26 protein-coding genes and 1 pseudogene are annotated in these 25,145 nt (G+C 60.1%); 25 read left to right on the top strand and 2 right to left on the bottom strand.

Translation table 11 applies throughout. From position 1 onward, the window contains the following. Positions 1 to 6 precede the first annotated feature (6 nt). From mnmG to DNK34_RS13580, 15 genes are all read left to right on the top strand, one after another. Positions 7 to 1,899: a tRNA uridine-5-carboxymethylaminomethyl(34) synthesis enzyme MnmG gene (gene mnmG / locus DNK34_RS13650; RefSeq protein WP_131176144.1), complete on the top strand. Its 1,893-nt coding sequence runs from the start codon at positions 7 to 9 to the stop codon at positions 1,897 to 1,899. Further along, a complete protein-coding gene (rsmG, locus tag DNK34_RS13645; RefSeq protein ID WP_131176143.1) occupies positions 1,899 to 2,546 on the top strand; it encodes a 16S rRNA (guanine(527)-N(7))-methyltransferase RsmG in 648 nt (215 codons plus the stop codon). The genes mnmG and rsmG overlap by 1 nt, the downstream gene beginning before the upstream one ends. A 13-nt stretch (positions 2,547 to 2,559) precedes the next feature. Continuing rightward, positions 2,560 to 3,348, top strand: a complete 789-nt coding sequence (locus tag DNK34_RS13640; protein ID WP_131176142.1) for a ParA family protein — start codon at positions 2,560 to 2,562, stop codon at positions 3,346 to 3,348. Positions 3,349 to 3,359: 11 nt separating this feature from the next. Then, positions 3,360 to 4,232 (top strand): ParB/RepB/Spo0J family partition protein, encoded by an 873-nt coding sequence (locus DNK34_RS13635; protein WP_131176141.1) that lies wholly within the window; start codon positions 3,360 to 3,362, stop codon positions 4,230 to 4,232. Between the two features lie 157 nt (positions 4,233 to 4,389). Next, positions 4,390 to 4,782, top strand: coding sequence for a F0F1 ATP synthase subunit I (locus DNK34_RS13630; protein ID WP_131176140.1), 393 nt, complete (start codon positions 4,390 to 4,392; stop codon positions 4,780 to 4,782). A gap of 31 nt (positions 4,783 to 4,813) precedes the next feature. Next, positions 4,814 to 5,683, top strand: a complete 870-nt coding sequence (atpB, locus tag DNK34_RS13625; protein ID WP_131176139.1) for a F0F1 ATP synthase subunit A — start codon at positions 4,814 to 4,816, stop codon at positions 5,681 to 5,683. 227 nt (positions 5,684 to 5,910) lie between these two features. Beyond that, positions 5,911 to 6,168: a F0F1 ATP synthase subunit C gene (atpE, locus tag DNK34_RS13620; RefSeq protein WP_003097235.1), complete on the top strand. Its 258-nt coding sequence runs from the start codon at positions 5,911 to 5,913 to the stop codon at positions 6,166 to 6,168. A 56-nt stretch (positions 6,169 to 6,224) separates the two neighbouring features. After that, entirely contained in the window at positions 6,225 to 6,695 is a 471-nt protein-coding gene (locus tag DNK34_RS13615; RefSeq protein ID WP_131176138.1) for a F0F1 ATP synthase subunit B, read from the top strand. A gap of 14 nt (positions 6,696 to 6,709) precedes the next feature. Further along, the gene (locus tag DNK34_RS13610; protein WP_131176137.1) at positions 6,710 to 7,246 is read left to right on the top strand and encodes a F0F1 ATP synthase subunit delta; all 537 of its coding nucleotides are present in this window, start codon (positions 6,710 to 6,712) and stop codon (positions 7,244 to 7,246) included. Between the two features lie 21 nt (positions 7,247 to 7,267). After that, positions 7,268 to 8,812, top strand: coding sequence for a F0F1 ATP synthase subunit alpha (atpA, locus tag DNK34_RS13605; protein ID WP_131176136.1), 1,545 nt, complete (start codon positions 7,268 to 7,270; stop codon positions 8,810 to 8,812). Positions 8,813 to 8,862: 50 nt separating this feature from the next. Continuing rightward, a complete protein-coding gene (atpG, locus tag DNK34_RS13600; protein WP_131176135.1) occupies positions 8,863 to 9,723 on the top strand; it encodes a F0F1 ATP synthase subunit gamma in 861 nt (286 codons plus the stop codon). Between the two features lie 30 nt (positions 9,724 to 9,753). Then, a complete protein-coding gene (atpD, locus tag DNK34_RS13595; protein ID WP_131176134.1) occupies positions 9,754 to 11,130 on the top strand; it encodes a F0F1 ATP synthase subunit beta in 1,377 nt (458 codons plus the stop codon). Positions 11,131 to 11,172: 42 nt separating this feature from the next. Beyond that, on the top strand, positions 11,173 to 11,601 hold the full coding sequence (locus tag DNK34_RS13590; RefSeq protein WP_131176133.1) for a F0F1 ATP synthase subunit epsilon: 429 nt from the start codon (positions 11,173 to 11,175) through the stop codon (positions 11,599 to 11,601). Between the two features lie 91 nt (positions 11,602 to 11,692). Continuing rightward, entirely contained in the window at positions 11,693 to 13,069 is a 1,377-nt protein-coding gene (gene glmU, locus DNK34_RS13585) for a bifunctional UDP-N-acetylglucosamine diphosphorylase/glucosamine-1-phosphate N-acetyltransferase GlmU (RefSeq protein ID WP_131176132.1), read from the top strand. 135 nt (positions 13,070 to 13,204) lie between these two features. Beyond that, positions 13,205 to 13,816, top strand: a complete 612-nt coding sequence (locus DNK34_RS13580; RefSeq protein ID WP_131176131.1) for a LysE family transporter — start codon at positions 13,205 to 13,207, stop codon at positions 13,814 to 13,816. Positions 13,817 to 13,864: 48 nt separating this feature from the next. Here the strand turns inward: DNK34_RS13580 and DNK34_RS13575 are convergent, their stop codons facing one another. Continuing rightward, positions 13,865 to 14,200: a type II toxin-antitoxin system PemK/MazF family toxin gene (locus tag DNK34_RS13575; protein WP_131176130.1), complete on the bottom strand. Its 336-nt coding sequence runs from the start codon at positions 14,198 to 14,200 to the stop codon at positions 13,865 to 13,867. Then, positions 14,187 to 14,405, bottom strand: a complete 219-nt coding sequence (locus DNK34_RS13570; RefSeq protein WP_131176129.1) for an AbrB/MazE/SpoVT family DNA-binding domain-containing protein — start codon at positions 14,403 to 14,405, stop codon at positions 14,187 to 14,189. Before DNK34_RS13570 ends, DNK34_RS13575 begins: the two co-directional genes overlap by 14 nt. 250 nt (positions 14,406 to 14,655) lie before the next feature. On the opposite strand from DNK34_RS13570, the gene DNK34_RS13565 reads away from it, so the two are divergent. From DNK34_RS13565 to DNK34_RS13525, 10 genes and pseudogenes are all read left to right on the top strand, one after another. After that, positions 14,656 to 15,429, top strand: a complete 774-nt coding sequence (locus DNK34_RS13565; RefSeq protein ID WP_131176128.1) for a DeoR/GlpR family DNA-binding transcription regulator — start codon at positions 14,656 to 14,658, stop codon at positions 15,427 to 15,429. A 10-nt stretch (positions 15,430 to 15,439) separates the two neighbouring features. Next, positions 15,440 to 17,278: a glutamine--fructose-6-phosphate transaminase (isomerizing) gene (gene glmS / locus DNK34_RS13560; RefSeq protein WP_131176127.1), complete on the top strand. Its 1,839-nt coding sequence runs from the start codon at positions 15,440 to 15,442 to the stop codon at positions 17,276 to 17,278. 141 nt (positions 17,279 to 17,419) lie between these two features. Then, complete coding sequence (locus DNK34_RS25445) at positions 17,420 to 17,575, top strand: hypothetical protein (protein ID WP_165497319.1); 156 nt, start codon at positions 17,420 to 17,422, stop codon at positions 17,573 to 17,575. A gap of 61 nt (positions 17,576 to 17,636) precedes the next feature. Next, positions 17,637 to 18,061: pseudogene (locus tag DNK34_RS13555) on the top strand (transposase); the annotation flags it as partial. Positions 18,062 to 18,289: 228 nt separating this feature from the next. After that, a complete protein-coding gene (locus tag DNK34_RS13550) occupies positions 18,290 to 18,571 on the top strand; it encodes a hypothetical protein (protein WP_131176126.1) in 282 nt (93 codons plus the stop codon). Next, complete coding sequence (locus DNK34_RS13545; RefSeq protein WP_131176125.1) at positions 18,568 to 19,662, top strand: DNA adenine methylase; 1,095 nt, start codon at positions 18,568 to 18,570, stop codon at positions 19,660 to 19,662. The genes DNK34_RS13550 and DNK34_RS13545 overlap by 4 nt, the downstream gene beginning before the upstream one ends. After that, entirely contained in the window at positions 19,659 to 21,890 is a 2,232-nt protein-coding gene (locus DNK34_RS13540; RefSeq protein WP_131176124.1) for an Eco57I restriction-modification methylase domain-containing protein, read from the top strand. The genes DNK34_RS13545 and DNK34_RS13540 overlap by 4 nt, the downstream gene beginning before the upstream one ends. After that, positions 21,883 to 22,479, top strand: a complete 597-nt coding sequence (locus DNK34_RS13535; RefSeq protein ID WP_131176123.1) for a hypothetical protein — start codon at positions 21,883 to 21,885, stop codon at positions 22,477 to 22,479. Before DNK34_RS13540 ends, DNK34_RS13535 begins: the two co-directional genes overlap by 8 nt. Then, on the top strand, positions 22,469 to 23,617 hold the full coding sequence (locus DNK34_RS13530) for an AAA family ATPase (protein WP_131176122.1): 1,149 nt from the start codon (positions 22,469 to 22,471) through the stop codon (positions 23,615 to 23,617). Before DNK34_RS13535 ends, DNK34_RS13530 begins: the two co-directional genes overlap by 11 nt. A gap of 3 nt (positions 23,618 to 23,620) precedes the next feature. After that, on the top strand, positions 23,621 to 24,925 hold the full coding sequence (locus DNK34_RS13525) for a 5-methylcytosine restriction system specificity protein McrC (protein ID WP_131176121.1): 1,305 nt from the start codon (positions 23,621 to 23,623) through the stop codon (positions 24,923 to 24,925). Positions 24,926 to 25,145 lie beyond the last annotated feature (220 nt).

Genomic DNA, 25,145 nt, shown 5'->3' with positions numbered 1-25,145 from the left:
TGCGTGGTGGATTTCCCTTCCCGTTTTCAAGTGATCGTGATCGGCGGCGGCCATGCCGGTACCGAGGCTGCGCTTGCAGCGGCACGCATGGGCGTAAAGACCCTGCTGCTGACCCATAACGTGGAAACCCTCGGGCAGATGAGCTGCAACCCGGCCATCGGCGGGATCGGCAAGAGCCATCTGGTCAAGGAAATCGACGCCCTGGGTGGCGCCATGGCCATCGCCACCGACAAGGGGGGCATCCAGTTCCGCGTGCTCAACAGCCGCAAAGGCCCGGCGGTACGCGCTACCCGTGCCCAGGCCGACCGCATCCTGTACAAGGCCGCGGTGCGCGAGATTCTGGAAAACCAGCCCAACCTGTGGATATTCCAGCAGGCTGCCGACGACCTCATCGTCGAGCAGGATGAAGTCAGAGGCGTGGTCACCCAGATGGGCCTGCGTTTCTTCGCCGACTCGGTGGTGCTGACCACCGGCACCTTCCTCGGCGGACTTATTCACATCGGCCTGCAGAACTATGCCGGTGGTCGGGCGGGAGATCCTCCGTCCATCGCCCTGGCCAAGCGCCTGCGTGAACTGCCGCTGCGTGTCGGCCGCCTGAAGACCGGCACGCCGCCACGCATCGATGGCCGTTCCGTGGACTTCACCCAGATGACCGAACAGCCGGGCGATACGCCGATCCCGGTGATGTCCTTCCTTGGCAACCCGCAACAGCACCCGCGCCAGGTGAGCTGCTGGATCACCCATACCAACGCCCGCACCCACGAGATCATCGCCGCCAACCTCGACCGTTCGCCGATGTATTCCGGGGTCATCGAGGGCGTGGGGCCGCGTTACTGCCCGTCGATCGAAGACAAGATCCACCGCTTCGCCGACAAGGACAGCCATCAGGTGTTCATCGAGCCGGAAGGCCTGACCACCTACGAGCTGTACCCCAACGGAATCTCCACCTCCCTGCCGTTCGACGTGCAGTTGCAGATCGTGCAGAGCATCCGCGGCATGGAGAACGCCCATATCGTGCGCCCGGGCTACGCCATCGAGTACGACTACTTCGATCCGCGCGACCTGAAGTACAGCCTGGAGACCAAGGTCATAGGCGGGCTGTTCTTCGCCGGTCAGATCAACGGCACCACCGGCTACGAAGAAGCCGGCGCCCAGGGCCTGCTGGCCGGCGCCAACGCCGCCCTGCGCGCCCAGGGCAGGAGCGCCTGGTGCCCGCGTCGCGACGAAGCCTACATCGGCGTGCTGGTCGACGACCTGATCACCCTGGGTACCCAGGAGCCGTACCGCATGTTCACCTCGCGGGCCGAATACCGACTGATCCTGCGCGAGGACAACGCCGACCTGCGGCTGACCGAGAAAGGCCGCGAGCTGGGCCTGGTCGACGATGCCCGCTGGGCCGCGTTCGAGGCCAAGCGCGAAGGCATCGTCCAGGAAGAGCAGCGTCTGAAAGGCACCTGGGTGCGGCCGAACACGCCCCAGGGCGATGCCATCGTCGCGCGCTTCGGCACGCCGCTGACCCACGAGTACAACCTGCTCAACCTGCTCTCGCGGCCGGAAATCGACTATGCCGGCCTGGTCGAGGTGACCGGTAGCGGCGCCGAAGACCCGCAGGTCGCCGAGCAGGTCGAGATCAGGACCAAGTACGCCGGTTACATCGAGCGTCAGCAGGACGAAATCGCCCGTCTGCGCGCGAGCGAGGACACCGTCCTGCCGGAAGACATCGATTACGCGGGTATTTCCGGGCTGTCCAAGGAAATCCAGCACAAGCTCGGCAACGCCAGGCCGCAGACCCTGGGCCAGGCCTCGCGTATCCCCGGTGTGACCCCGGCGGCGATCTCGCTGCTGCTGATCCACCTGAAGAAGCGTGGCGCCGGTCGCCAGTTGGAGCAGAGCGCCTGATGTCAGCGGTCATTTCCCGCCATGCCGAAGAACTGCGCCAGGGCGCCGGTGAACTGGGGGTCGCGCTCTCCGAGCAGCAGCAGGCCCAACTGCTCGCCTACCTGGCGCTGCTGATCAAGTGGAACAAGGCCTACAACCTGACCGCGGTGCGCGACCCCGACGAGATGGTGTCGCGGCATCTGCTCGACAGCCTCAGTGTCGTGCCGTTCGTTGCCGAGGCTGGGGATAACTGGCTGGACGTCGGCAGTGGCGGCGGCATGCCGGGTATTCCCCTGGCCATCCTCTTTCCGGAGCGGCGCTTCACCCTGCTCGATTCCAATGGCAAGAAGACCCGCTTCCTGACCCAGGTGAAACTCGAGCTGAAACTGCCCAACCTGGAGGTTATCCACAGCCGGGTCGAGGCTTTCACCCCGGCGCAGCCGTTCAGCGGCATCTGCTCGCGGGCGTTCAGTTCCCTGGAGGATTTCGCCAACTGGACCCGCCACCTCGGCGACGCGCAGACCCAGTGGCTGGCGATGAAGGGCGTGCACCCGGACGACGAATTGCAGGCCCTGCCGGCGGACTTCCGTCTCGCTGCCACCCACGTGCTCAAGGTTCCCGGTTGCCAAGGTCAGCGCCATCTGTTGATACTGCGTCGCTCGGTCTAGGGGGAACGGCAACATGGCTAAAGTATTCGCAATCGCCAACCAGAAAGGCGGGGTGGGCAAGACCACGACCTGCATCAATCTGGCCGCCTCCCTGGTTGCGACCAAACGCCGTGTGCTGCTCATCGATCTCGACCCCCAGGGCAACGCCACCACCGGCAGCGGTGTGGACAAGCAGGCCCTGGAGCATTCGGTCTACGACGTGCTGATCGGCGAATGCAACCTGGTCGAGGCCATGCAGTTTTCCGAACATGGCGGTTACCAGCTGCTGCCGGCCAACCGCGACCTCACCGCCGCGGAAGTCGCCCTGCTGGAAATGAAGATGAAGGAGAGTCGCCTGCGTTACGCCCTGGCGCCGATCCGCGAGAATTACGACTACATCCTCATCGACTGTCCGCCGGCGCTATCGATGCTGACGGTCAACGCCCTGGTCGCCGCCGACGGGGTGATCATCCCCATGCAGTGCGAGTACTACGCCCTCGAAGGGCTGACCGACCTGGTCAACAGCATCCAGCGCATCGCCAAGCTGCTCAATCCGGCGCTGAAGATCGAAGGCCTGCTGCGCACCATGTACGACCCGCGCATCAGCCTGACCAACGACGTCTCGGCGCAGCTCAAGGAACATTTCCCCGAGACGCTCTATCAAACCGTGATCCCGCGCAACGTGCGTCTGGCCGAAGCACCGAGTTTCGGCATGCCGGCGCTGGTCTACGACAAGCAATCCCGTGGTGCGATCGCCTACCTGGCGCTGGCTGGCGAGCTGGTTCGCCGCCAGCGCGCGAACGCCCACACCGCAACCGTATAAGGAATCTGTGCATGGCCGCCAAGAAACGTGGGCTGGGACGAGGCCTGGATGCCCTGCTGGGGGGCACCAGTGTCGACGCCCTGCAGGAAGAGGCCGCCAAGGCCGATACCCGCGAGCTTCAACACCTGCCGCTGGACCTGGTGCAGCGCGGCAAGTACCAGCCGCGCCGCGACATGGACGTCACCGCCCTCGAAGAGCTGGCCCAGTCGATCAAGACCCACGGCGTGATGCAGCCGATCGTGGTGCGCCCGATCGCCGACGGTCGTTTCGAGATCGTCGCCGGGGAACGTCGCTGGCGCGCCAGCCAGCAGGCCGGCCTGGAGCGTATTCCGGCCATGGTGCGCGAGTTGCCCGACGAGGCGGCCATCGCCATGGCGCTGATCGAGAACATCCAGCGCGAAGACCTCAATCCGATCGAGGAAGCCATGGCCCTGCAGCGCTTGCAGCAGGAGTTCCAGCTGACCCAGCAGCAGGTCGCCGAGGCGGTCGGCAAATCGCGCGTGACCATCACCAACCTGCTGCGCCTGATCGCCCTGCCCGAGGAGATCAAGACGCTGTTGTCCCATGGCGATCTGGAAATGGGCCATGCCCGTGCCTTGCTCGGCCTGCAGCCCGAGCAACAGGTCGAAGGGGCGCGACACGTTGTCGCACGCGGCCTCACCGTGCGCCAGACCGAAGCCCTGGTGCGCCAGTGGCTGAACAGCAAGGAAAGGCCTGCAACCCCCGTCAAGTCGGATCCGGACATCAGTCGGCTGGAACAGCGCCTGGCTGAGCGGCTGGGCTCTCCGGTACAGATCAAGCACGGCCAGAAGGGCAAGGGACAACTGGTCATTCGCTACAATTCCCTCGACGAACTCCAGGGCGTTCTGGCCCACATTCGCTGAAACAATTGCCCCTGTAGCACTAGTCGGAAATGACTACCCGGCAGTTGAACGGGGTGGGAAGCGCCCCTATACTCTGCGCGCATTTCGTCGGCACAAACTATGCCAAGTTATTGATTATCTTGGCGCCGACGCCAGGGGGCTGTTTCCAGGAAAAACGATGGATACCCGCACGCCAAAACGCCTGCCGTTCCATCGCCTCCCGGTGTTCCCGGTTCTCATGGTTCAGTTGCTCGTGGTGCTCGTACTCGCCGCTGTCTGTTGGCAATGGCGGGGCGCTGTCGCCGGTTACTCCGGTTTGTGCGGTGGGCTGATCGCCTGGCTGCCGAATCTGTACTTCGCCCACAAGGCGTTTCGGTTCTCCGGGGCGCGGGCGGCCCAGGCCATCGTCCGGTCGTTCTATGCCGGCGAGGCGGGAAAGCTGATTTTGACGGCAGTGCTGTTCGCACTGGTGTTCGCAGGTGTGAGGCCTTTGGATGCGCTGGCGGTGTTCGGCGTTTTCCTGCTGACCCAACTGGTCAACTGGTTCGCACCCTTGCTGATGAAGAGATGACTTTTAAAGCCTTAGAGCGTTTGAGGGATATATGGCAGCTGCAGAAACCGCTTCGGGTTATATCCAGCATCACTTGCAGAATCTGACCTTCGGTCAGCATCCGGTGAATGGCTGGGGCTTCGCCCACTCCGCCGAAGAAGCCAAGGAAATGGGCTTCTGGGCCTTCCACCTGGATACCCTGGGCATTTCCGTGGTGCTGGGTCTGATCTTCATCCTGCTGTTCCGTGCCGCGGCCAAGCGCGCCACCTCGGGTCAGCCCGGCGGCCTGCAGAATTTCGTCGAAGTGCTGGTCGAGTTCGTCGACGGCAGCGTCAAGGACACTTTCCACGGCCGCAACGCCCTGATCGCGCCCCTGGCCCTGACCATCTTCGTCTGGATCTTCCTGATGAACCTGATGGACCTGGTGCCGGTGGACTGGATCCCGGTCGCCGCAGCCAAGGTCGCCGGTGACGAGCACCTGTTCTTCCGCGCCGTACCGACCACCGACCCGAACGCCACCCTGGGCATGGCCCTGTCGGTGTTCGCGCTGATCATCTTCTACAGCATCAAGGTCAAGGGCATCGGCGGCTTCCTCGGCGAACTGACCCTGCACCCGTTCAGCGCCAAGAACATCTTCGTCAAGATCCTGCTGATCCCGATCAACTTCCTGCTGGAATTCGTCACCCTGATCGCCAAGCCGGTTTCCCTCGCCCTGCGTCTGTTCGGCAACCTGTATGCTGGCGAGCTGATCTTCATCCTGATCGCGGTCATGTTCGGCGGCGGCATTCTGCTGGCGGCCCTGGCAGGCGTTCTGCAGTGGGCGTGGGCGGTGTTCCACCTGATCATCATCACGCTGCAGGCTTTCATCTTCATGATGCTGACCATCGTCTACCTGTCGATGGCGCACGAAGACAGCCATTAACGGCGCTTAGCGCATCCGATGCCCTTCTCCCTCGGGAGAAGGTGCCCGAAGGGCGGATGAGGGGGCTTTTCAGTACCTGATTCCCCGCGGAACGGATGAGCGGGCGTTGTCGATGGACCCAGCCTCGGCTGGAACGCCCGCAAGGGCACTGTAAACACCGGTTTTGCTTTACCGCTTTACCCTTAGAAAAACCTTAACCAATACGACGTAAAAAGTCGGGAGGAAAGATGGAAACTGTAGTTGGTCTGACCGCGATCGCTGTTGCTCTGCTGATTGGCCTGGGCGCTCTGGGTACCGCCATCGGCTTCGGCCTGCTGGGCGGCAAGTTCCTGGAAGGTGCTGCGCGTCAGCCGGAAATGGTTCCGATGCTGCAAGTCAAAATGTTCATCGTCGCCGGTCTGCTCGACGCCGTGACCATGATCGGTGTTGGTATCGCACTGTTCTTCACCTTCGCGAACCCCTTCGTTGGTCAAATCGCAGGCTGATCACTCGAATCTTCGAGTGATTGGTGTGATGGACAACGAACGAGCGAGGTGTTGGCGTGAACATTAATGCAACCCTGATTGGCCAGTCCGTTGCCTTCTTCATCTTCGTGCTGTTCTGCATGAAGTTCGTGTGGCCTCCGGTCATTGCGGCTTTGCAGGAACGTCAGAAGAAGATCGCAGAAGGTCTGGATGCGGCCAGTCGTGCGGCTCGTGACCTGGAGTTGGCCCAAGAGAAAGTGGGTCAGCAACTGCGCGAAGCCAAGACTCAGGCAGCAGAGATCATCGAGCAAGCCAAGAAACGCGCGACCCAGATCGTCGACGAAGCCCGTGACCAGGCTCGTGTCGAAGCGGATCGCGTGAAGGCTCAGGCTCAGGCCGAGATCGAACAGGAAATCAACAGCGTCAAAGACGCCCTGCGTGCCCAAGTGGGTGCTCTGGCCGTCGGCGGTGCCGAGAAGATCCTGGGCGCATCCATCGACCAAAACGCGCATGCGGAGCTGGTTTCCAAACTGGCCGCCGAAATTTAAGCGAGGGCGCGATCATGGCAGAACTGACCACGTTGGCCCGACCTTACGCCAAGGCGGCCTTCGAATACGCCCAGGCCCACCAGCAGCTGGCCTCTTGGTCAGCCATGCTCGGCCTGGCAGCGGTGGTGTCCCAGGACGCCACCATGCAGCGCGTATTCAAGGCCCCGCGTTTGACGAGTACAGACAAGGCCACCACCTTCGTTGAGGTGTGTGGTGACAAGTTCGACGCCCAGGTACGCAATTTCATCCACGTCGTCGCCGAGAACGATCGTCTGGCCCTGTTGCCGGAGATCGTCGCCCTGTTCGAGCTGTACAAGGCCGAACAGGAGAAGTCGATCGATGTGGATGTCACCAGTGCCTTCGCATTGAGCGATGAACAGCAAGACAAACTCGCCAAGGTTCTCAGTGCACGGCTCGGCCGGGAAGTGCGCCTGCACGCTGCGGAGGACGCCGCCTTGATTGGTGGTGTCGTGATCCGCGCCGGCGACCTGGTTATCGATGGCTCAGTTCGCGGCAAGATCGCGAAGCTGGCCGAAGCATTGAAATCTTGAGTTTGAAGGGGCAGCAGAGCTATGCAGCAACTCAATCCTTCCGAAATAAGTGAAATCATCAAGGGACGTATCGAGAAACTCGACGTCTCTTCCCAAGCCCGTAACGAAGGCACCATCGTCAGCGTGTCCGACGGTATCGTGCGCATTCACGGTCTCGCCGACGTCATGTACGGCGAAATGATCGAGTTCCCGGGTAGCGTCTTCGGTATGGCACTGAACCTGGAGCAGGACTCCGTCGGTGCCGTCGTGCTGGGTGCCTACACCAGCCTGGCCGAAGGCATGAGCGCCAAGTGCACCGGTCGCATCCTCGAGGTTCCGGTCGGTCCGGAACTGCTGGGTCGCGTGGTCGACGCACTGGGCAACCCGATCGACGGCAAAGGCCCGCTGAACAACGTCGCCACCGACGCTGTTGAAAAGGTTGCGCCGGGCGTGATCTGGCGTAAGTCGGTCGACCAGCCGGTGCAGACCGGTTACAAGTCGGTCGATGCCATGATCCCGGTAGGCCGTGGCCAGCGCGAGCTGATCATCGGTGACCGCCAGATCGGCAAGACCGCCCTGGCCGTCGACGCCATCATCAACCAGAAAGACAGCGGTATCCGCTGCGTCTACGTGGCCATCGGTCAGAAGCAATCGACCATCGCCAACGTGGTACGCAAGCTGGAAGAGAACGGCGCCCTGGCCAACACCATCGTGGTGGCCGCTTCCGCGTCCGAATCCGCTGCACTGCAGTTCATCGCACCCTACGCCGGCTGCACCATGGGCGAGTACTTCCGCGACCGCGGCGAAGACGCGCTGATCGTGTATGACGATCTGTCCAAGCAGGCCGTGGCCTACCGCCAGATCTCCCTGCTGCTGCGCCGTCCGCCAGGCCGTGAAGCCTACCCGGGCGACGTGTTCTATCTCCATAGCCGTCTGCTGGAGCGTGCCTCGCGCGTTTCCGAAGAGTACGTCGAGAAGTTCACCAACGGTGCCGTGACCGGCAAGACCGGCTCGCTGACCGCGCTGCCGATCATCGAAACCCAGGCGGGCGACGTTTCCGCGTTCGTTCCGACCAACGTGATCTCGATCACCGACGGTCAGATCTTCCTGGAATCGGCCATGTTCAACTCGGGTATCCGTCCGGCCGTCAACGCCGGTATCTCGGTGTCCCGCGTCGGTGGTGCGGCGCAGACCAAGATCATCAAGAAGCTTTCCGGTGGTATCCGTACCGCTCTGGCTCAGTACCGTGAACTGGCGGCCTTCGCCCAGTTCGCCTCCGACCTGGACGAAGCCACCCGCAAGCAGCTCGAGCATGGTCAGCGCGTTACCGAGCTGATGAAGCAGAAGCAATACGCGCCGATGTCCATCGCGGACATGGCGCTGTCGCTGTATGCCGCCGAGCGTGGTTTCCTGCAGGACATCGAAGTCGCCAAAGTCGGCGCCTTCGAGCAGGCCCTGATTGCTTACTTCAACCGGGATCACGCCGCACTGCTGGCGAAGATCAACGAGAAGGGTGACTTCAACGACGACATCGATGGCCAGCTCAAAGCCGGTATCGAGAAGTTCAAAGCCACCCAAACCTGGTAAGCCGCAGCGGGCGCCCCACGGCGCCCGCCTGCTAACCCGATAGGTGTGAAATGGCAGGCGCAAAAGAGATTCGCAGCAAGATTGCGAGCATCAAAAGCACGCAGAAGATCACCAGCGCCATGGAAAAGGTGGCGGTCAGCAAGATGCGCAAGGCACAACAGCGCATGGCAGCTAGCCGTCCCTACGCGGAGCGTATCCGCCAGGTGATTGGTCATCTGGCCAACGCCAACCCGGAATACCGTCATCCCTTCATGATCGAGCGCGAAGTCAAGCGTGTCGGTTACGTGGTGGTGAGTTCGGACCGTGGTCTGTGCGGTGGCCTGAATACCAACCTGTTCAAGGCTCTGGTCAAGGACATGTCGGCAAACCGCGAGCGCGGCGTGGAGATCGATCTCTGCGTGGTTGGCAGCAAGGGGGCGGCATTCTTCCGCAGCTTTGGTGGCAACGTCGTCGCTGCGATCAGCCACCTGGGCGAAGAACCGTCGATCAACGATCTGATCGGTAGCGTCAAGGTGATGCTCGATGCCTACCTGGAAGGGCGCATCGACCGTTTGTCCGTGGTCTCGAACAAGTTCGTCAACACCATGACGCAGAAGCCGACGGTGGAGCAGTTGATTCCGCTGGTGGCCGATCCGGATCAGGAACTCAAGCACCACTGGGATTACCTGTACGAACCCGACGCCAAGCAGCTGCTCGACGGCCTGATGGTGCGTTACGTGGAGTCGCAGGTGTACCAGGCGGTGGTCGAGAACAACGCGGCCGAACAGGCGGCGCGGATGATCGCGATGAAGAATGCTACCGATAACGCCGGTGACCTGATCAGCGATCTTCAGCTGATCTACAACAAGGCGCGCCAGGCAGCGATCACCCAAGAGATTTCGGAAATCGTCGGCGGCGCTGCCGCGGTTTAAGAACGGTTCAAATATTCAGAGGAACCAAAGATGAGTAGCGGACGTATCGTTCAAATCATCGGCGCCGTCATCGACGTGGAATTCCCGCGTGACAAGGTGCCGAGTGTTTATGAAGCGCTGAAAGTAGTCGGCGCCGAAACCACCCTGGAAGTTCAGCAGCAGCTGGGCGACGGCGTGGTACGTACCATTGCGATGGGTTCGACCGAAGGCCTGAAACGTGGCCTGGGCGTCGACAGCACCGGTGCGGCGATCCAGGTACCGGTCGGGGTCAAGACCCTGGGCCGGATCATGGACGTGCTGGGCAACCCCATCGACGAAGCCGGCCCGATCGGCGAAGAAGAGCGCTGGGGCATCCACCGTGCCGCGCCGACCTACGCCGAGCAGGCGGGCTCCAACGAGCTGCTGGAAACCGGCATCAAGGTCATCGACCTGGTCTGCCCGTTCGCCAAGGGCGGTAAGGTCGGTCTGTTCGGTGGCGCCGGTGTCGGCAAGACCGTGAACATGATGGAACTGATCCGTAACATCGCCATCGAGCACAGCGGTTATTCCGTGTTCGCCGGTGTGGGTGAGCGTACTCGCGAGGGTAACGACTTCTACCACGAGATGAAGGATTCCAACGTCCTGGACAAGGTCGCCCTGGTCTACGGTCAGATGAACGAGCCGCCAGGCAACCGTCTGCGCGTGGCACTGACCGGCCTGACCATGGCCGAGAAGTTCCGTGACGAAGGTCGTGACGTGCTGTTGTTCGTCGACAACATCTACCGCTACACCCTGGCCGGTACCGAAGTATCCGCACTGCTGGGCCGTATGCCTTCGGCGGTGGGTTACCAGCCGACCCTGGCCGAGGAAATGGGCGTTCTGCAGGAGCGCATCACCTCCACCAAGACCGGTTCGATCACCTCCATCCAGGCCGTCTACGTGCCTGCGGACGACTTGACCGACCCGAGCCCGGCGACCACCTTCGCCCACTTGGACGCCACCGTGGTACTGTCCCGCGACATCGCTTCCCTGGGTATCTACCCGGCGGTCGATCCGCTCGACTCCACCTCGCGTCAGCTGGACCCGAACGTGATCGGCGCCGAGCACTACGACACCGCTCGCGGCGTGCAGTACGTGCTGCAGCGTTACAAGGAGCTGAAGGACATCATCGCGATCCTCGGCATGGACGAACTGTCGGAAGAAGACAAGCAGCTGGTATCCCGTGCTCGTAAGATCCAGCGCTTCCTGTCCCAGCCGTTCTTCGTCGCCGAAGTCTTCACCGGTTCGCCAGGCAAGTACGTATCCCTGAAGGACACCATCGCCGGTTTCAGCGGCATCCTCAAAGGTGACTACGATCACCTGCCGGAGCAGGCGTTCTACATGGTCGGCGGCATCGAAGAAGCCATCGAGAAAGCGAAGAAACTGTAATCACCCGTGCGCCCGGCAACGGGCGCTTACGTGAGGCTAGATATGGCTATGACAGTCCATTGCGACATCGTCAGCGCAGAAGGCGAGATCTTCTCCGGTCTGGTCGAAATGGTGATCGCCCATGGCAACCTGGGTGATCTGGGGATCGCCCCGGGCCACGCACCGCTGATCACCGACCTCAAGCCGGGCCCGATTCGTCTGGTCAAGCAGGGTGGCGACGTCGAGGTGTTCTACATCTCCGGCGGCTTCCTCGAAGTGCAGCCGAGCATGGTCAAGGTGCTTGCCGATACCGTGCAACGTGCCGCCGACCTGGACGAAGCCTCCGCTCAGGAAGCCGTCAAGGCCGCCGAGAAGGCACTGAACGAGCAGGGCGCCGAGTTCGACTACGGTTCTGCGGCAGCTCGTCTGGCCGAGGCCGCAGCCCAGCTGCGCACCGTGCAGCAACTGCGCAAGAAGTTCGGCGGTAGCTGATAGCGCCGGGCTTCATCGTTGTTTGGTAAAAGGGTAGCCTTGGCTACCCTTTTGCTTTTTCCGCTCCCGCCATTTCCGGATCTGCCCGCCTATGTCTCTCGATATCGTCATCCTCGCCGCCGGCCAAGGCACCCGCATGCGTTCCGCCCTGCCCAAGGTGCTGCACCCGGTAGCCGGCAAATCCATGCTCGGCCATGTCATCGACACCGCTCGCAGCCTGCAGCCGCAGAGCATTCAGGTGGTGATCGGGCATGGCGCCGATCGGGTACGCGAGCGACTGGCCGCCGCCGACCTGAATTTCGTCATCCAGGCCGAGCAGCTCGGTACCGGCCATGCCGTGGCCCAGGCCCTGCCACACCTCAGTGCCGACACCGTGCTGATCCTCTACGGCGATGTGCCGCTGATCGAAAGCGCGACCCTGGAGCGCCTGCTGGCTCTGGTCAACGACGACCAGCTCGGTCTGCTCACCGTCGAGCTGGCCGACCCGACCGGTTACGGGCGCATCGTGCGTGACGAGGCAGGCGTGGTGCAGGCCATCGTCGAGCACAAGGACGCCAGCGAAGCCCAGCGGCAGATCCGCGAGGGTAATACCGGCATTCTCGCCGTGCCGGGCAAGCGCCTGGCCGACTGGCTGGGGCGTCTGTCCAACAGCAACGCCCAGGGCGAGTACTACCTGACCGATGTGATCGCCATGGCGGTGGCCGATGGTCTGGTGGTGGCCACCGAGCAGGCGGCCGACGAAATGGAAGTGCTGGGGGCCAATGACCGCATCCAGCTTTCGCAGCTTGAGGGTCATTACCAGCAACGCTTCGCCAATCGTCTGATGGCGCAAGGCGTCACCCTGATCGACCCTTACCGTTTCGATGTGCGTGGGGAAGTCAGCGTGGGCCGCGATATCACCATCGACATCAACGTGATCCTCGAAGGCCGGGTGGTCATCGAGGATGATGTGCAGATCGGCCCGAACTGCGTGATCAAGGACAGTACCCTGCGCAAGGGCGCCATCGTCAAGGCCAACAGCCATCTGGAAGGCGCCGAGCTGGGAGAGGGCGCCGATTGCGGCCCCTTCGCCCGCCTGCGGCCCGGCAGCGTACTGGGCGCCAGGGCCCATGTCGGCAACTTCGTCGAGCTGAAGAACGCGGTGCTGGGCGAGGGCGCCAAGGCCGGTCACCTGAGCTACCTGGGCGATGCCGAGATCGGCGCGCGCAGCAACATCGGCGCCGGCACCATCACCTGCAACTACGATGGTGCCAACAAGCACCGCACGGTCATGGGCGAGGACGTCTTCGTCGGCTCCAACAGTGCCCTGGTCGCCCCGGTGACCCTGGGCGACGGGGCGACCACCGCGGCAGGTTCGACCATCACCACCGACGTGCCGGCCGACAACCTGGCCGTCGCCCGTGGCCGCCAGCGCAACATAGATGGCTGGCAGCGCCCGGTAAAAGCAGCTACAAGCCGCAAGCCATAAGCTGCAAGAAGAGGCTCAGCCCGTAGCCTGGGGTTGAGCGAAGCGATACCCAGGAAATGCCAGCAGCGGATGTGCCTGTGGATAACTACCTGACGGTCATACCTTGCTTCACCTCGCCACACAGGGAGTCAATGGATGTTCGGTGTAACGGATTACGGCGCCTTCGTGGTGGCCTTTATCGTTCTGCTGGCGATTCCGGGGCCGGGTAACCTGGCGCTGATCTTATCCACAGGCAAGGGCGGTATCCGTGGTGGTCTGGCCTCGACCCTGGGCATCATTCTTGGCGATCAGGTGCTGATGTGGCTGGCTGTGGCCGGAGTTGCCGCCTTGCTCAAGGCGTATCCGACAGCGTTCCACCTGGTGCAGTGGCTCGGTGCCGCTTACCTGGTCTGGCTCGGTTTGCGCATGCTGCTGGCCAAACCCGGGGCGGCGCCTACGCTGGAGATCAAACCCCGCCAATACCTTCGCCAGACTTGCCTGATCACCCTGTTCAACCCCAAGGCCATCGTTTTCTACATGGCCTTCTTCCCGCTGTTCATCGACCCGCAGAAGCACCAGGGCATGCTGACCTTCGGGTTTCTCTCCATGACCATCGCCGTACTGACCTTTCTCTACGGGTTGGTGGTGGTACTGAGTACCTACTTCCTCGCTGAGCGCATGCGCGCGAACCCGAGGATCGCGTGGGGGCTGGAGAGGCTCGCGGGGCTTTGCCTGGTGGGCTTCGGGGTCAAGCTGACGCTGAACTGAAAGAGCAGCGGCAAGCTGCAAGCCATAAGCTGCAAGTGAAAGAGGAAGCTAGGACAGTCGCTTTTCAATGGCCTGTATGACGGCCTTGCGGACGTTTTCCGGCACCCGCCCGAGCCGCGAGACATCGGCCACTTCGAGGGTGGCGATCTTGGCCGGGCGGATGACGGAGGCGACGGGCAAGCCGGTTCCGGCAAGATCAGCGATCAATACGTCATCCGGCCAACCCCGGTTTTCTGCGCTGGTAATCATCACTACCCAGAGCAGGCTGAAACCTTCCTCGGCATTGTCCTTGGATACCACCAGGGCTGGTCGGGCCTGGCGGGTAGGCCGGTTGGTGTAGGGGAAAGGCACCCGAACCACGTCTCCCTGTTCAAAGCTGGCCATAGGCTTGCTCGTCCGCTGCGGAATGCCACTCGCTGAATGTCTTGAAAGGATCGTCCAGCGGGGATTCATGGCGAACCTTGCTGAGAATGACGCGTTGATCCTCGACGATATACAGCAGTTCGTCCCCTTCCTTGAGCTGCAAGGCCGCCCGCACGGCCTGGGGAATCGTCGTCTGGGCCTTGCTGGTGAGTTTGCTGGTGATCATGTCATTCTCCACAGGTAAGGAAATTCCTTTCAGGAGTCTGCAAGGGCAGCGTGGGGACGTCAAGAAAAGCAGCTGCAAGCTGCAAGCCATAAGCTGCAAGAAAAAGCAGGAATGTGCTTGACGAGATTGTGGAGCTAGCCTGCATCCTGATTACGCCTTTGCAGCTTGCAGGGGGCGGCCATCCGTCTTGCAGCTTGCAGCTTATTTATGTTTTGATTCGCGAAATTATCTTTCGAATCGAAACTTAGGCATGTCGAAACGCAACACTCCGCAGCGCCGTCATACCATCCTCGCCTTGCTCGCCGAGCAGGGCGAGGTGAGTGTGGATGCCCTGGCCAGGCGTTTCGCCACCTCCGAGGTGACGATCCGCAAGGATCTCGCCGCCCTGGAAAAGAATGGCCTGCTGCTGCGCCGCTACGGCGGTGCCGTGCCCTTGCCCCAGGAACTGATCGTCGACAGCGCTCAGCCGGTTTCGCGCTACAAGCAGGCCATCGCCCGCGCCGGGGTGGCGCGGATTCGCGAGCATGCGCGGATCATCATCGACAGCGGCACCACCACGGCAGCGATGATCCCCGAACTGGGGCACAAGCCGGGCCTGGTGGTGATGACCAATTCGCTGAACGTGGCCAATGCCCTGCGCGATATCGAGCACGAACCGGTGCTGCTGATGACTGGCGGTACCTGGGACCCGCATTCGGAATCCTTCCAGGGCCAGGTCGCCGAGCAGGTGTTGCGCTCCTATGATTTCGACCAGTTGTTCATCGGTGCCGATGGCATCGACCTGGAGCGTGGCACCACCACCTTCAACGAGCTGTTGGGTCTGTCGCGGGTCATGGCCGAAGTGGCGCGCGAAGTGATCGTGATGGTCGAGAGCGACAAGATCGGTCGACGCATTCCCAACCTCGAGCTGCCCTGGGGCAGCGTGCATACCCTGATCACCGACCAGCGCCTTGCCGACGAGGCACGTGAACAACTCTTGGCCCGCGGGATCCAGCTGATCTGCGCGGTTGCCGACGCTACCTGAGGAGAACGCTATGTGTGGCATCGTAGGCGCCATCGCCGAACGCAACATCACCGCCGTGCTGGTCGAGGGCCTCAAGCGCCTGGAGTACCGCGGCTACGACAGCGCCGGTGTGGCGCTGGTCGATGATCTGGGCTCGCTGCAGCGCCGCCGCCGCGTCGGCAAGGTCAGCGAACTGGAAAGCGCCCTGGCCAGCGAGCCACTGCCGGGCCGTCTGGGCATCGCCCATACCCGCTGGGCCACCCATGGCGTGCCGACCGAAAACAATGCCCACCCGCACTTTTCCGGCGACCAGTTGGCCGTGGTGCACAACGGCATCATCGAAAACCATGGCCCCCTGCGCGAGCGCCTGCAGGGCCTGGGTTATACCTTCAGTTCCGATACCGATACCGAAGTCATCGTGCACCTGCTCGATCACACCCTGAAAAGCCACAGCGATCTGGCCGACGCCCTGAAAGTGGTGGTCAAGCAGTTGCAGGGGGCCTACGGCCTGGCAGTGATCAGCGCGCGCCAGCCGGATCGTCTGCTCGCCGCCCGCAGTGGCAGTCCGCTGGTGGTCGGCCTGGGCCTGGGCGAGAACTTCCTCGCCTCCGACCAGCTCGCCCTGCGCCAGGTCACCGACCGCTTCATGTACTTGGAAGAGGGCGATATCGCCGAGATCCGCCGCGACAGCGTGCAGATCTGGGACGCCGATGGCCATGTGGTGCAGCGTGAGGCGGTGCAGTACCACGAAGGCGCCGACGCGGCCGACAAGGGCGTGTTCCGCCACTTCATGCTCAAGGAGATCCACGAGCAACCCAAGGTCGTGCAGCGTACCCTGGAAGGCCGTCTGGGCAGCGATCAGGTGCTGGTCCAGGCCTTCGGCCCTCAGGCTGCCGAGCTGTTCGCCAAGGTGCGCAACGTGCAGATCGTCGCCTGCGGCACCAGTTACCACGCCGGCATGGTCGCCCGTTACTGGCTCGAAGGCCTGGCCGGCATTCCCTGCCAGGTCGAGGTGGCCAGCGAGTTCCGCTATCGCAGGGTGGCGGTACAGCCGGATACGCTGTTCGTCAGCATTTCCCAGTCCGGCGAAACCGCCGATACCCTGGCCGCCCTGCGCAACGCCAAGGCCGACGGCGGCTACCTGGCCAGCCTGGCGATCTGCAACGTTGGTATCAGCTCGCTGGTGCGCGAGTCCGATCTGACCCTGTTGACCCACGCCGGCCCGGAGATCGGCGTGGCCTCGACCAAGGCCTTCACCACCCAACTGGTCGGCCTGATGCTGCTGACCCTGTCCCTTGGCCAGGTCAAAGGCACCCTGGAAGAGGGCGTGGCCGCCGAACTGGTGGAAGAACTGCGTCGCCTGCCGGCCCGCCTGGACGAAGCCCTGGCCATGGACAAGATCGTGGAGAAGGTCTCCGAACTGTTCGCCGAGAAGCACCACACCCTGTTCCTCGGCCGCGGCGCGCAATACCCGGTAGCCATGGAAGGCGCGCTCAAGCTCAAGGAGATCTCCTATATCCACGCCGAGGCCTATCCGGCCGGCGAACTCAAGCACGGCCCGCTGGCCCTGGTGGATGCCGATATGCCAGTGGTCACCATCGCGCCGAACAACGAGCTGCTGGACAAGCTCAAGTCCAACCTGCAGGTGGTGCGCGCCCGTGGCGGCGAGCTGCTGGTGTTCGCCGACGAGCAGGCGGCCATGAGCAATGGTGAAGGCACCCACGTGGTGAACATGCCGCATATCCACGATGCCCTGGCGCCGATTCTCTATACCCTGCCGTTGCAGCTGCTGTCCTACCACGTGGCCGTGCTGCGCGGCACCGATGTCGACCAGCCGCGCAACCTGGCCAAGTCGGTCACTGTCGAGTGATAGCGCTTGGAAAACATGATGATTTGTGGGATGAAAATAAAGTTTCATCTGTACAAATAATGCATCATCCTTACAAAAGTTTCATCCTAATCCAGCACCCGTTATGTTGAGATCATCGACACAACGGGTGCTGGCTTTCTCATGTCTGGAACATTCAAGAGCCTGACCCAGGCCCAGATCGATAGAAGGCTCAAGGAGGGCCGTGGCCAAGGCCAAGGATCGGACTACAAGCCGTTCATCTACACCAGGGAGGTATCCTCGCTGGGTCGTTCCCACCGCCTGCCCGGCAGCATGTAGTGGTCTACTAAACCCGGACACCCATTTAAGGCGAGAATGCTCGCCATAAGAGAGGTGTCTGATGACCAAACAACGTCGTTCCTTTTCCACTGAGTTCAAGCGCGAAGCAGCCAGCCTGGTGCTCGACCAGGGCTACAGCCATATCGAAGCAGCCCGTTCGCTCGGGCTGGTTGAGTCGGCTCTGCGCCGATGGGTAAACCAGCTCCAAGAGGAGCGAAAGGGCGTTACCCCGACCAGCAAAGCGCTGACGCCCGAGCAGCAAAAGATCCAGGAACTGGAAGCCAGGATCAATCGGCTGGAACGGGAAAAATCGATCCTTAAAAAGGCCACCGCGCTCTTGATGGCCGAGGAGCACGAGCGTTCGCGTTGATTGATCAATTTCGTGCTGAAGAGCCGGTTGATCTGTTGTGCTCGGTATTTGAAGTCCCCCGATCCTGCTATTACGCGCACTGCCGTAAGCGAAGGTCTCCAGACATTGAACGGCTGGCCGAGCACAATGGCGAAGTACTGTGAGCCTTTGCAGTCGGTACACCACCCCAAGGATGATCCATCTGGCGTTAATCAGAACAGATCGGCCGATTGGAAGCAGCGGATACGCGCTGCGCTGATCTAAAAGAGTTAGTGAAATTGACCAGTCACGATGCTCAGAGATTCGCAGTCTTCGAGGGGGTTAGAATTTTTCTGAATCTCTGAGGAGGAAAAAATGCTGGATGTATGTACACTAACGCAATTGCACAGACATTTGCGGGGCACCACCCTATGCGATTTACCGACACCAAGAGCGAAACCCTGAACCTGCGAGTCTCTCCGACCTTCAAGAAGGTCTTGAAGGAGGTTGCAGACCACGAACAGCGCAGTATGGTCAACATGCTAGAAGTGCTGCTGTGTGACTACTGCGACCGCAATGGCATCATCTTTCCGGGCAAAAAAACGAATCCTCCTGCTCCCAAACGGGCGCGTGCAGACCGCAAAGCGCACGTGGGAGCAGCAGCATGACCTTCCGCTACATTGGTTCAAAGTCCAGGCTTATTGATCAGATAACGACCTACATGGGGCACCCTAAACAGGGTGCCTTCTTTGTGGACGCTTTCTGTGGCACGGGAGTGGTGGCTGAGGCCGCTGCTGATCTGGGATGGGACGTGCGTATCAACGACAGTTTGCACTCTGCGGTGATTTCTGCAGGGGCACGGTTAATCAGTGCTGATCAAGCGGCTTTTAAGAAGCTAGGTGGCTACACCAAGGCCATCACCAAACTCAATGCTGCCAAGCCCAAGCATGGCTTTATGTGGCGCGAGTACAGCCCTGCATCGGTGGACACCTGTGGCCTTGAGCGACGCTACTTCACGCAAGAAAATGCAGCACGAATCGATGCTATGCGGGCGCTGATTGCCGATTGGGCGGGGGCTGGCACTATTGATGAGGTAGAAGAGCGCCTGCTCATCGCAGACCTATTTGGTGCTTTAAATAGGGTGGCCAACATCGCTGGCACTTTTGGCTGCTTCCTCTCCAAGTGGACAAGCCAATCGCAAGACATAATCTCTATGCGCTGCCGTGTTCTCAAAAAGAGAGGCGTGCATGTTGAGGCCTCTGTGGGTGATGTGTTCGACGTGCCCAATGCGGCGCATGACTTAGTTTATTTGGATCCCCCATACACAAAGCGTCAGTACGCGAGCTATTACCACATCCTTGAAACGGTAGCTCTGGGTGATGAGCCCGAGGTGGAGGGGGTTGCAGGGCTTCGTCCTTGGAAAAGCTTGGCTTCAGATTTTTGCTACAAGACCCGTGCTCTGCAAACGCTCTCACGCCTGGTGCATGGCTTGAAGGCTCAAAAGGTGCTGCTCTCGTACAGCAGTGAAGGGCACATCTGCATGCAAGACATTAAGTCTGAGCTCTCGAAAATCGGCACGTCCACGATGCATCCCCTGGGAGCCATTGGCCGCTACCGTCCCAACAAGGTGGCTAGTAGCACTGCTTCTGACGTGAGCGAATTTTTGGTGGTGGTGGAGCGGCCTACGGTACAGCTGCCCAAAGCTCAACCCAAGGCTGTTAAAGCCATTAAGCCCATCCTCGTGGAGAGCTATGCATGAGCGCACCTCGCCCCGTTGAAGCGGAGTATCTGGCCTCAGCAGAAGCAGCTCTCACAAAGGCTATTGGTAGAGGTCATGGTCCTGCCAGCTTTGAGCTTCGGCTTCAAGTTTTGGAGGCAGTGTCAGCGCGTTTTGGTGGATTTGACTTGGCGGCGTTTCACGAGGCTTTTGGGGTTAGAAGCAAGAGCCCAGCAGCAGAGCTCTTGGAACTTGCGGCACCTGTGGCAAGTGCTATCGAGCGTTCACCGATTCACCCTGCTTTGGCACTGAGTGTCCTGGCGCGTGAAGCCTTGCATGAGCAGGATCGAAAAAGCACGGGCGCCTACCATACGGACTTTCGCTTGGCTACACGACTGGCGAAGCTCGCCGCCCCCAAGCTCTCACATAGGAGTAAGGTGATTGATCCAGCCTGCGGTGCAGGAGTTTTGCTGGCAGCGCTGACCCACGCAGTGTGTGGGATGGATCGAGCCAAGACGGCGTATTGGTTGGCTCACGGTGTGTGTGCAGCGGATCTTTCGGGCAACTCTTTGCGTGCGGCACTGCTTGCACTTGCTTCGTTCACTGATGATGTATCGACTCTTAAAGCTATGCGTGCACGTTGGTACTGTGGCGATAGCTTGATGGCAGATCGCAAGGTCTGGGCTGCCATGGCTCCTGAGGGTTTTGATGCGGTGATCGGCAACCCACCATGGGAAAAGGTCAAACTCTCACGGCACGAATTCTTGAAGTCCTCAGGCACCAAGCGCCACTACGGGGCCCAAATTCATGGGCTTGATGAAGAGCGGTTTGCCCAGCAGCGCGATGAGGTAGCGAACTACTCGCGTCGCCTGTTGGCTCGCTATCCCGATTTGGGCAATGGAGAGCCAGACCTCTACATCGCTTTCACTGACCTCTTCTTTGAGCTCTGCAAAGGGCAGGGTGTGGTGGCTGCACTGATCCCTGGTGGGCTCATTCGCTCGCAAGGTACCCGCGCCATGCGGCAGAAAATTTTTGATGCGAGCCAAAGCGTATCCATGTCGATCATCGATAACCGTGCACGGTTCTTTGCCATCGACACGCGCTTTAAGTTCCTGGCTGTGGCTCTCACGAAGGCTGGCTCTGAAAAGAGCAAGCGTGAACCCATCACCCTCATGCACGAGCGGGGCACCCCTACGGGCTTGGAGATTACGGGAACTGCGACCATTGGGCGTGCAGCACTTGCGGGGGTTCGGGACGATTTGAGCCTGCCCGAGGTTCGTAGCGTGTCTGAGTGGAAGCTCTTCTCAAAGATCGGACAAGCAGGTGTTTCGTGGGAAGAGCCTGGTTATGGCTGGACCCCGAAGTTTTGCCGTGAAGTTGATATGACCAAGGAGCGTCCGAAGTTCCTAGGGCGTGCCACGCCTGGCGCTCTGCCACTGGTGGAGGGTCGAATGGTGCAGGCACATCGCTTTGGTGTAAAAGGGCACGTGTCTGGCACTGGTCGCAGTGCATTGTGGGAGGCCTATGCCATCGGAGGCTCACGCCTTGCCCCCCAGTTTTGGATTTACCCCTCCGACATGCCCCGTGCTAACCAGCATCGTGTGGACATGCTGCGTGTGGGCTTTTGCGACATTGCGGGTCAGACCAATGAGCGCTCGCTTATGGCCTCCTTAATTCCCGCCGGGGTGGTCTGTGGCAATAAGGTGCCCACGATCCTTTTCCCAGAGGATCCATCGGAAGAACGGCTGCTGGTGTGGGTGTCCATCGCCAATAGTTTTGTTTTTGACTGGATGCTTCGGCGCGTGCTCACCACGACGGTGAACTACTTCTTGCTGCAAAGCGTGCCCATGCCCAAACTGACCAAATATGGCTTGCCATGGACAAAGCTGGTAAGCGCAGCGCGCGAACTACACTCGCTGGATAGTGCAGGGAGCGCTCGTGAAACCTATGAGCGCATGGCACAGCTTCGCGGAGAAATTGATGCCGAAGTGGCTGTGGCATATGGGCTGGACTTGAAGGATATGGAATTGGTGCTCCAAGACTTTCCAATTTTGGATCGAGGCCAAATAGCATTGCCAGGGGAAAAAGAATCTACGATTACACGAGACAGTGTTTTGGCTGCAGTGGCAAAACGCACAGGAGATCGGTCTACTTTTTGGTTGCGCCGTGCGATGGATGCACGTGAGCTGGGGGCAGTGGCTTATGTGCCCTCAGAATTGGCTCTAGTGGACGAAGAATCTGAAACAGGGGAGATTAAAACATATGGCTAATGGTATGGGGCAAGTCGCGCGCATCCTTTACAAGGAGATAGTACCAGGGGATCTTCGAAAGATTCATGCAGAATCCAATGATGCTGACACGGGAGGGGGGGCACGGGACTTCCGCTTTGGCTCTTATCCAAGCATCGCTGCGATTGTCATGAAAATGTTCCCAAATCAGGTTGTAGAAACCCGCCGTCGAAGCGGTGTGCCGACACCTACAAATATCTATTCGGGCACGTTTTATTGGAGAGATAGAACGGGAAATGTTCTTGGCGCTAATTCTTATTTCGAGCCCCCAACGGATGCTCGACCGGCAGAGGGAAGAATTACTCGCGTGCATGAGCAACCTTGCCTTTCAACTGCACTAATGCCAACGCCGACATACAACAATCGTGTTTTTCTGCTCTTGATTCAATTGCTGGATGACACTGTCTGGCCGTTCTATGCAGAAGAACAAACCTTGCGCACTGCGGGTTTGTGGGATCCCCAGGTTGCACAGAAAATGCTGGATTGTATTGACGCCCAGCGTAGGGTCGATCAAGCCGTCATTGGTTTCTTTGACTTTATGAGTGGTGGAAGCTACTGCAATGGCCGCTAGTTTCTCTGCTGATTGCCTACGTGTTTTAGGTCTTCTTGCTCGTTCTAGAAACGTATTGATTAGTGGTGCGCCAGGTACAGGCAAGTCAAAGTTGCTAGCAGAGGTGGCTCTAGCATTTCAGTCTGCATTTGGGGTTGCTACTAGTGGTGGTGCCCCCAATCTAAATCCTGTAGGGAGAATTCCTATTCCGCCCGCCGTAGGTGTATTGAAGGGTATTCCAGCCCCAACCAAAGTGGATCGTAAAGTCTTTCGGACGGTGTTTCACCAGAACTCCAAATACCGCGACTTTGTGTCGGGCATCACTCCAGCAGTGAACAGGCAAGCAGGAGCCCCAGACTTCACCATCGTGAAGGGCACTCTGTACCGTGCCAGTGAGCATGCGAAGGGTGCCAATGGGGCAGCGCTCTTGATTATCGATGAGATTAACCGAGGTCCTGCAGTGCAGGCGTTCGGTGGTGCCATCGTGGCCATTGAGTCCGACAAACGCTTGGCCTCTGATGGTGCCAAACGTGCCGAAACGCAGTTCTTTGAAATGCTCGACCCCGCCTCGGGTGATGTGGTCGAGTACGCATTGCCCCATGATCTCTACATCCTGGCAGCGATGAATCAGGCCGATGCGTCTGTGGAACCCTTGGACGTCGCGTTCTTGCGTCGTTGGGAGCCTCTGCGTTTGGAGCCCGATGAAGCGGCTTTGCGGACGTTTTATGGTCTGGGTGCCAAGGGTGCCAATGCATTGCCTGATGTGCCTGCCAGCGTGAACGATGCCTTGGAGGCTTCGGTTAGTGCCTGGGTTGCTGTAAATGCGCAAATTGCTCTGGGGCGTGGCCCCGAATTTCAGATCGGACATGGCGTGCTGATGTCGGATGTGAAGCCGCAAACATTGGGCCTTAATGAAGCTTTGGGCACGTTGTGTGTAGGGTGGGCCAAGGTGCGCGCACACGTGGAAGAGGTGTTCTTCGGGGACACCCGAGGTATCGCTGCGGCTCTTAATGCGCTCGATGGGCCAGCCTTTAATCCGTTCAGGCTCACCGAAACGACCTTTGCGGATGATTTGCGCTTTCGTCTTGAAGGGCCCACGAATTTTGCTGAGAACAATATTTACGCGGCTCTCAGGGCATTTGCCCATCCTAGGGGGTAGCAAGTGGTTAATCCCCGAACACGGCTGTCCCTTGTTGAGTACGGTACACCCGTTGACCTGAGCCGTGTGATTGCTGATGCCATTGGGGTGGATCGCACGAAGGCCAACAGCCTTTTATTGGAGGCTGGGACCCGTGCTGCGTCGAGCCTGAGGCTCAACTACAACCCTATCAGTGTGGATGCCAAGGGCACACGTGCCATCGATTTTGCGGGCCTCATTCGCCTGGCTCCTTCACTGGAACTGGAAGTTGCTCCCAAGTTTTTGGGGCTCGACGACACCGATGCTGCATGGCGCGAGGATTTCTTTTTCCTCTCCACGCTTTCACGTCACGGGCGGCTCTTGGCTTCCGAGCGTTTATCGGCATCAGGTGGTACTCCAAGGGACTTGTCTACGCTAGTAGCTCGTTCCATCACGAGCATGTACGAGGCCCGTAAACGTCGGCCACTACGCAGCTATCGTAGGGTGCGTGAAGCAGACTTCTTCATAGATGGGGATCCTGATCCGGTAGAGCTCATCTTTCCTTCACCTGATGGCTTTGAGCAAGAGCTCATTCGTTTTGATCGCAAGAACGGTTGGAACGGGGACATCGTGGCAGCGGCCAAGGAGTTACTCCCTGAAGTAAGTGACCCATCGGCTGCAAGTTCGCTGGTGCGTTTGATTGAAGACCTTTCGCCTCAGAACGTAGCTGCTAATCGTCGAAACACCATTCCTGCACGGCACCGAGCGTGGAAGCCGCTGCATGAGCTGTCTATCGATGTGCTCGGAGGCCTGGGACTTAACTACAAGCAGGGGCAGGCCCATGCACCTGGTTACTTAGTGAATACCTGGCGCGTGTGGGAGGATCTATTAACGGTGGCTGCACGATTGGGCTTTGGTCGTAGTGCCGTAGTGCCCCAACAAGGCTATCCCTTGGGTACCAAGATCAGGATGAGCACTGGTGCTGTGAGCAAGCTTTCAGTGTACCCAGACTGCGTGATTGAACCCGATGGAACAAGGCCTAGAATGCTGCTGGATGCCAAGTATAAGGGGCACGTGGAGAAGGGACAGCTTCGCATCAGTGAAGCCGACATTTACGAAGCACTAGCCTTCTCCAAAGCCACTGGATGCAACTTGGTGGTTCTGGCCTATCCCGCACAACCAGGTGCTGTCCCGCAGCCCGCAGGTACGTGCATGGTCTTTGAAAAGGTTGTGGTGGATGCGGTGCAAATCGTGGGCATTCAGATCGAGAGCCGTCTAATTTCCAGGACGGGAGCTCTCAGAGTGTTTGCCGCAAACATGGCTGCTGGGGTGGCCGCAGCCTTTGTGTGATCGATTTAAAGGGGTCTTCCTCAAAGATCTGGCGGCGGTTGGTTGTACCTCAGGCGCAGATCTGGGCTTTGACGATGGTGAGCCTTGCATTTCCGCGCTACTTAAAAAAGATGCGACTGCCATCTCAACAGTGTCAGCCTCTACGTCCTGGCCGTTACGCTGGAAGCGAAGGAAGCCGTATCAAGCAATCGGTGTGTGAACGTATTACCTGACATGGATC

The sequence above is a fragment of the Phytopseudomonas dryadis genome (assembly GCF_004327355.1).
GTDB classification, from domain to species: domain Bacteria; phylum Pseudomonadota; class Gammaproteobacteria; order Pseudomonadales; family Pseudomonadaceae; genus Aquipseudomonas; species Aquipseudomonas dryadis.
Note: the sequence above shows the minus strand (reverse complement) of the source record. Positions and strands in the feature narration are given on the sequence as shown.

What these genes read in the sequence shown, in the direction of transcription:
- rsmG (WP_131176143.1), top strand. Translation starts at nt 1,899, where the DNA reads ATGTCAGCGGTCATTTCCCGCCATGCCGAAGAACTGCGCCAGGGCGCC.
- DNK34_RS13640 (WP_131176142.1), top strand. Translation starts at nt 2,560, where the DNA reads ATGGCTAAAGTATTCGCAATCGCCAACCAGAAAGGCGGGGTGGGCAAG.
- DNK34_RS13635 (WP_131176141.1), top strand. Translation starts at nt 3,360, where the DNA reads ATGGCCGCCAAGAAACGTGGGCTGGGACGAGGCCTGGATGCCCTGCTG.
- DNK34_RS13630 (WP_131176140.1), top strand. Translation starts at nt 4,390, where the DNA reads ATGGATACCCGCACGCCAAAACGCCTGCCGTTCCATCGCCTCCCGGTG.
- atpB (WP_131176139.1), top strand. Translation starts at nt 4,814, where the DNA reads ATGGCAGCTGCAGAAACCGCTTCGGGTTATATCCAGCATCACTTGCAG.
- atpE (WP_003097235.1), top strand. Translation starts at nt 5,911, where the DNA reads ATGGAAACTGTAGTTGGTCTGACCGCGATCGCTGTTGCTCTGCTGATT.
- DNK34_RS13610 (WP_131176137.1), top strand. Translation starts at nt 6,710, where the DNA reads ATGGCAGAACTGACCACGTTGGCCCGACCTTACGCCAAGGCGGCCTTC.
- atpA (WP_131176136.1), top strand. Translation starts at nt 7,268, where the DNA reads ATGCAGCAACTCAATCCTTCCGAAATAAGTGAAATCATCAAGGGACGT.
- atpG (WP_131176135.1), top strand. Translation starts at nt 8,863, where the DNA reads ATGGCAGGCGCAAAAGAGATTCGCAGCAAGATTGCGAGCATCAAAAGC.
- atpD (WP_131176134.1), top strand. Translation starts at nt 9,754, where the DNA reads ATGAGTAGCGGACGTATCGTTCAAATCATCGGCGCCGTCATCGACGTG.
- DNK34_RS13590 (WP_131176133.1), top strand. Translation starts at nt 11,173, where the DNA reads ATGGCTATGACAGTCCATTGCGACATCGTCAGCGCAGAAGGCGAGATC.
- glmU (WP_131176132.1), top strand. Translation starts at nt 11,693, where the DNA reads ATGTCTCTCGATATCGTCATCCTCGCCGCCGGCCAAGGCACCCGCATG.
- DNK34_RS13580 (WP_131176131.1), top strand. Translation starts at nt 13,205, where the DNA reads ATGTTCGGTGTAACGGATTACGGCGCCTTCGTGGTGGCCTTTATCGTT.
- DNK34_RS13575 (WP_131176130.1), bottom strand. Translation starts at nt 14,200, where the DNA reads ATGGCCAGCTTTGAACAGGGAGACGTGGTTCGGGTGCCTTTCCCCTAC.
- DNK34_RS13570 (WP_131176129.1), bottom strand. Translation starts at nt 14,405, where the DNA reads ATGATCACCAGCAAACTCACCAGCAAGGCCCAGACGACGATTCCCCAG.
- DNK34_RS13565 (WP_131176128.1), top strand. Translation starts at nt 14,656, where the DNA reads ATGTCGAAACGCAACACTCCGCAGCGCCGTCATACCATCCTCGCCTTG.
- glmS (WP_131176127.1), top strand. Translation starts at nt 15,440, where the DNA reads ATGTGTGGCATCGTAGGCGCCATCGCCGAACGCAACATCACCGCCGTG.
- DNK34_RS25445 (WP_165497319.1), top strand. Translation starts at nt 17,420, where the DNA reads ATGTCTGGAACATTCAAGAGCCTGACCCAGGCCCAGATCGATAGAAGG.
- DNK34_RS13550 (WP_131176126.1), top strand. Translation starts at nt 18,290, where the DNA reads ATGTACACTAACGCAATTGCACAGACATTTGCGGGGCACCACCCTATG.
- DNK34_RS13545 (WP_131176125.1), top strand. Translation starts at nt 18,568, where the DNA reads ATGACCTTCCGCTACATTGGTTCAAAGTCCAGGCTTATTGATCAGATA.
- DNK34_RS13540 (WP_131176124.1), top strand. Translation starts at nt 19,659, where the DNA reads ATGAGCGCACCTCGCCCCGTTGAAGCGGAGTATCTGGCCTCAGCAGAA.
- DNK34_RS13535 (WP_131176123.1), top strand. Translation starts at nt 21,883, where the DNA reads ATGGCTAATGGTATGGGGCAAGTCGCGCGCATCCTTTACAAGGAGATA.
- DNK34_RS13530 (WP_131176122.1), top strand. Translation starts at nt 22,469, where the DNA reads ATGGCCGCTAGTTTCTCTGCTGATTGCCTACGTGTTTTAGGTCTTCTT.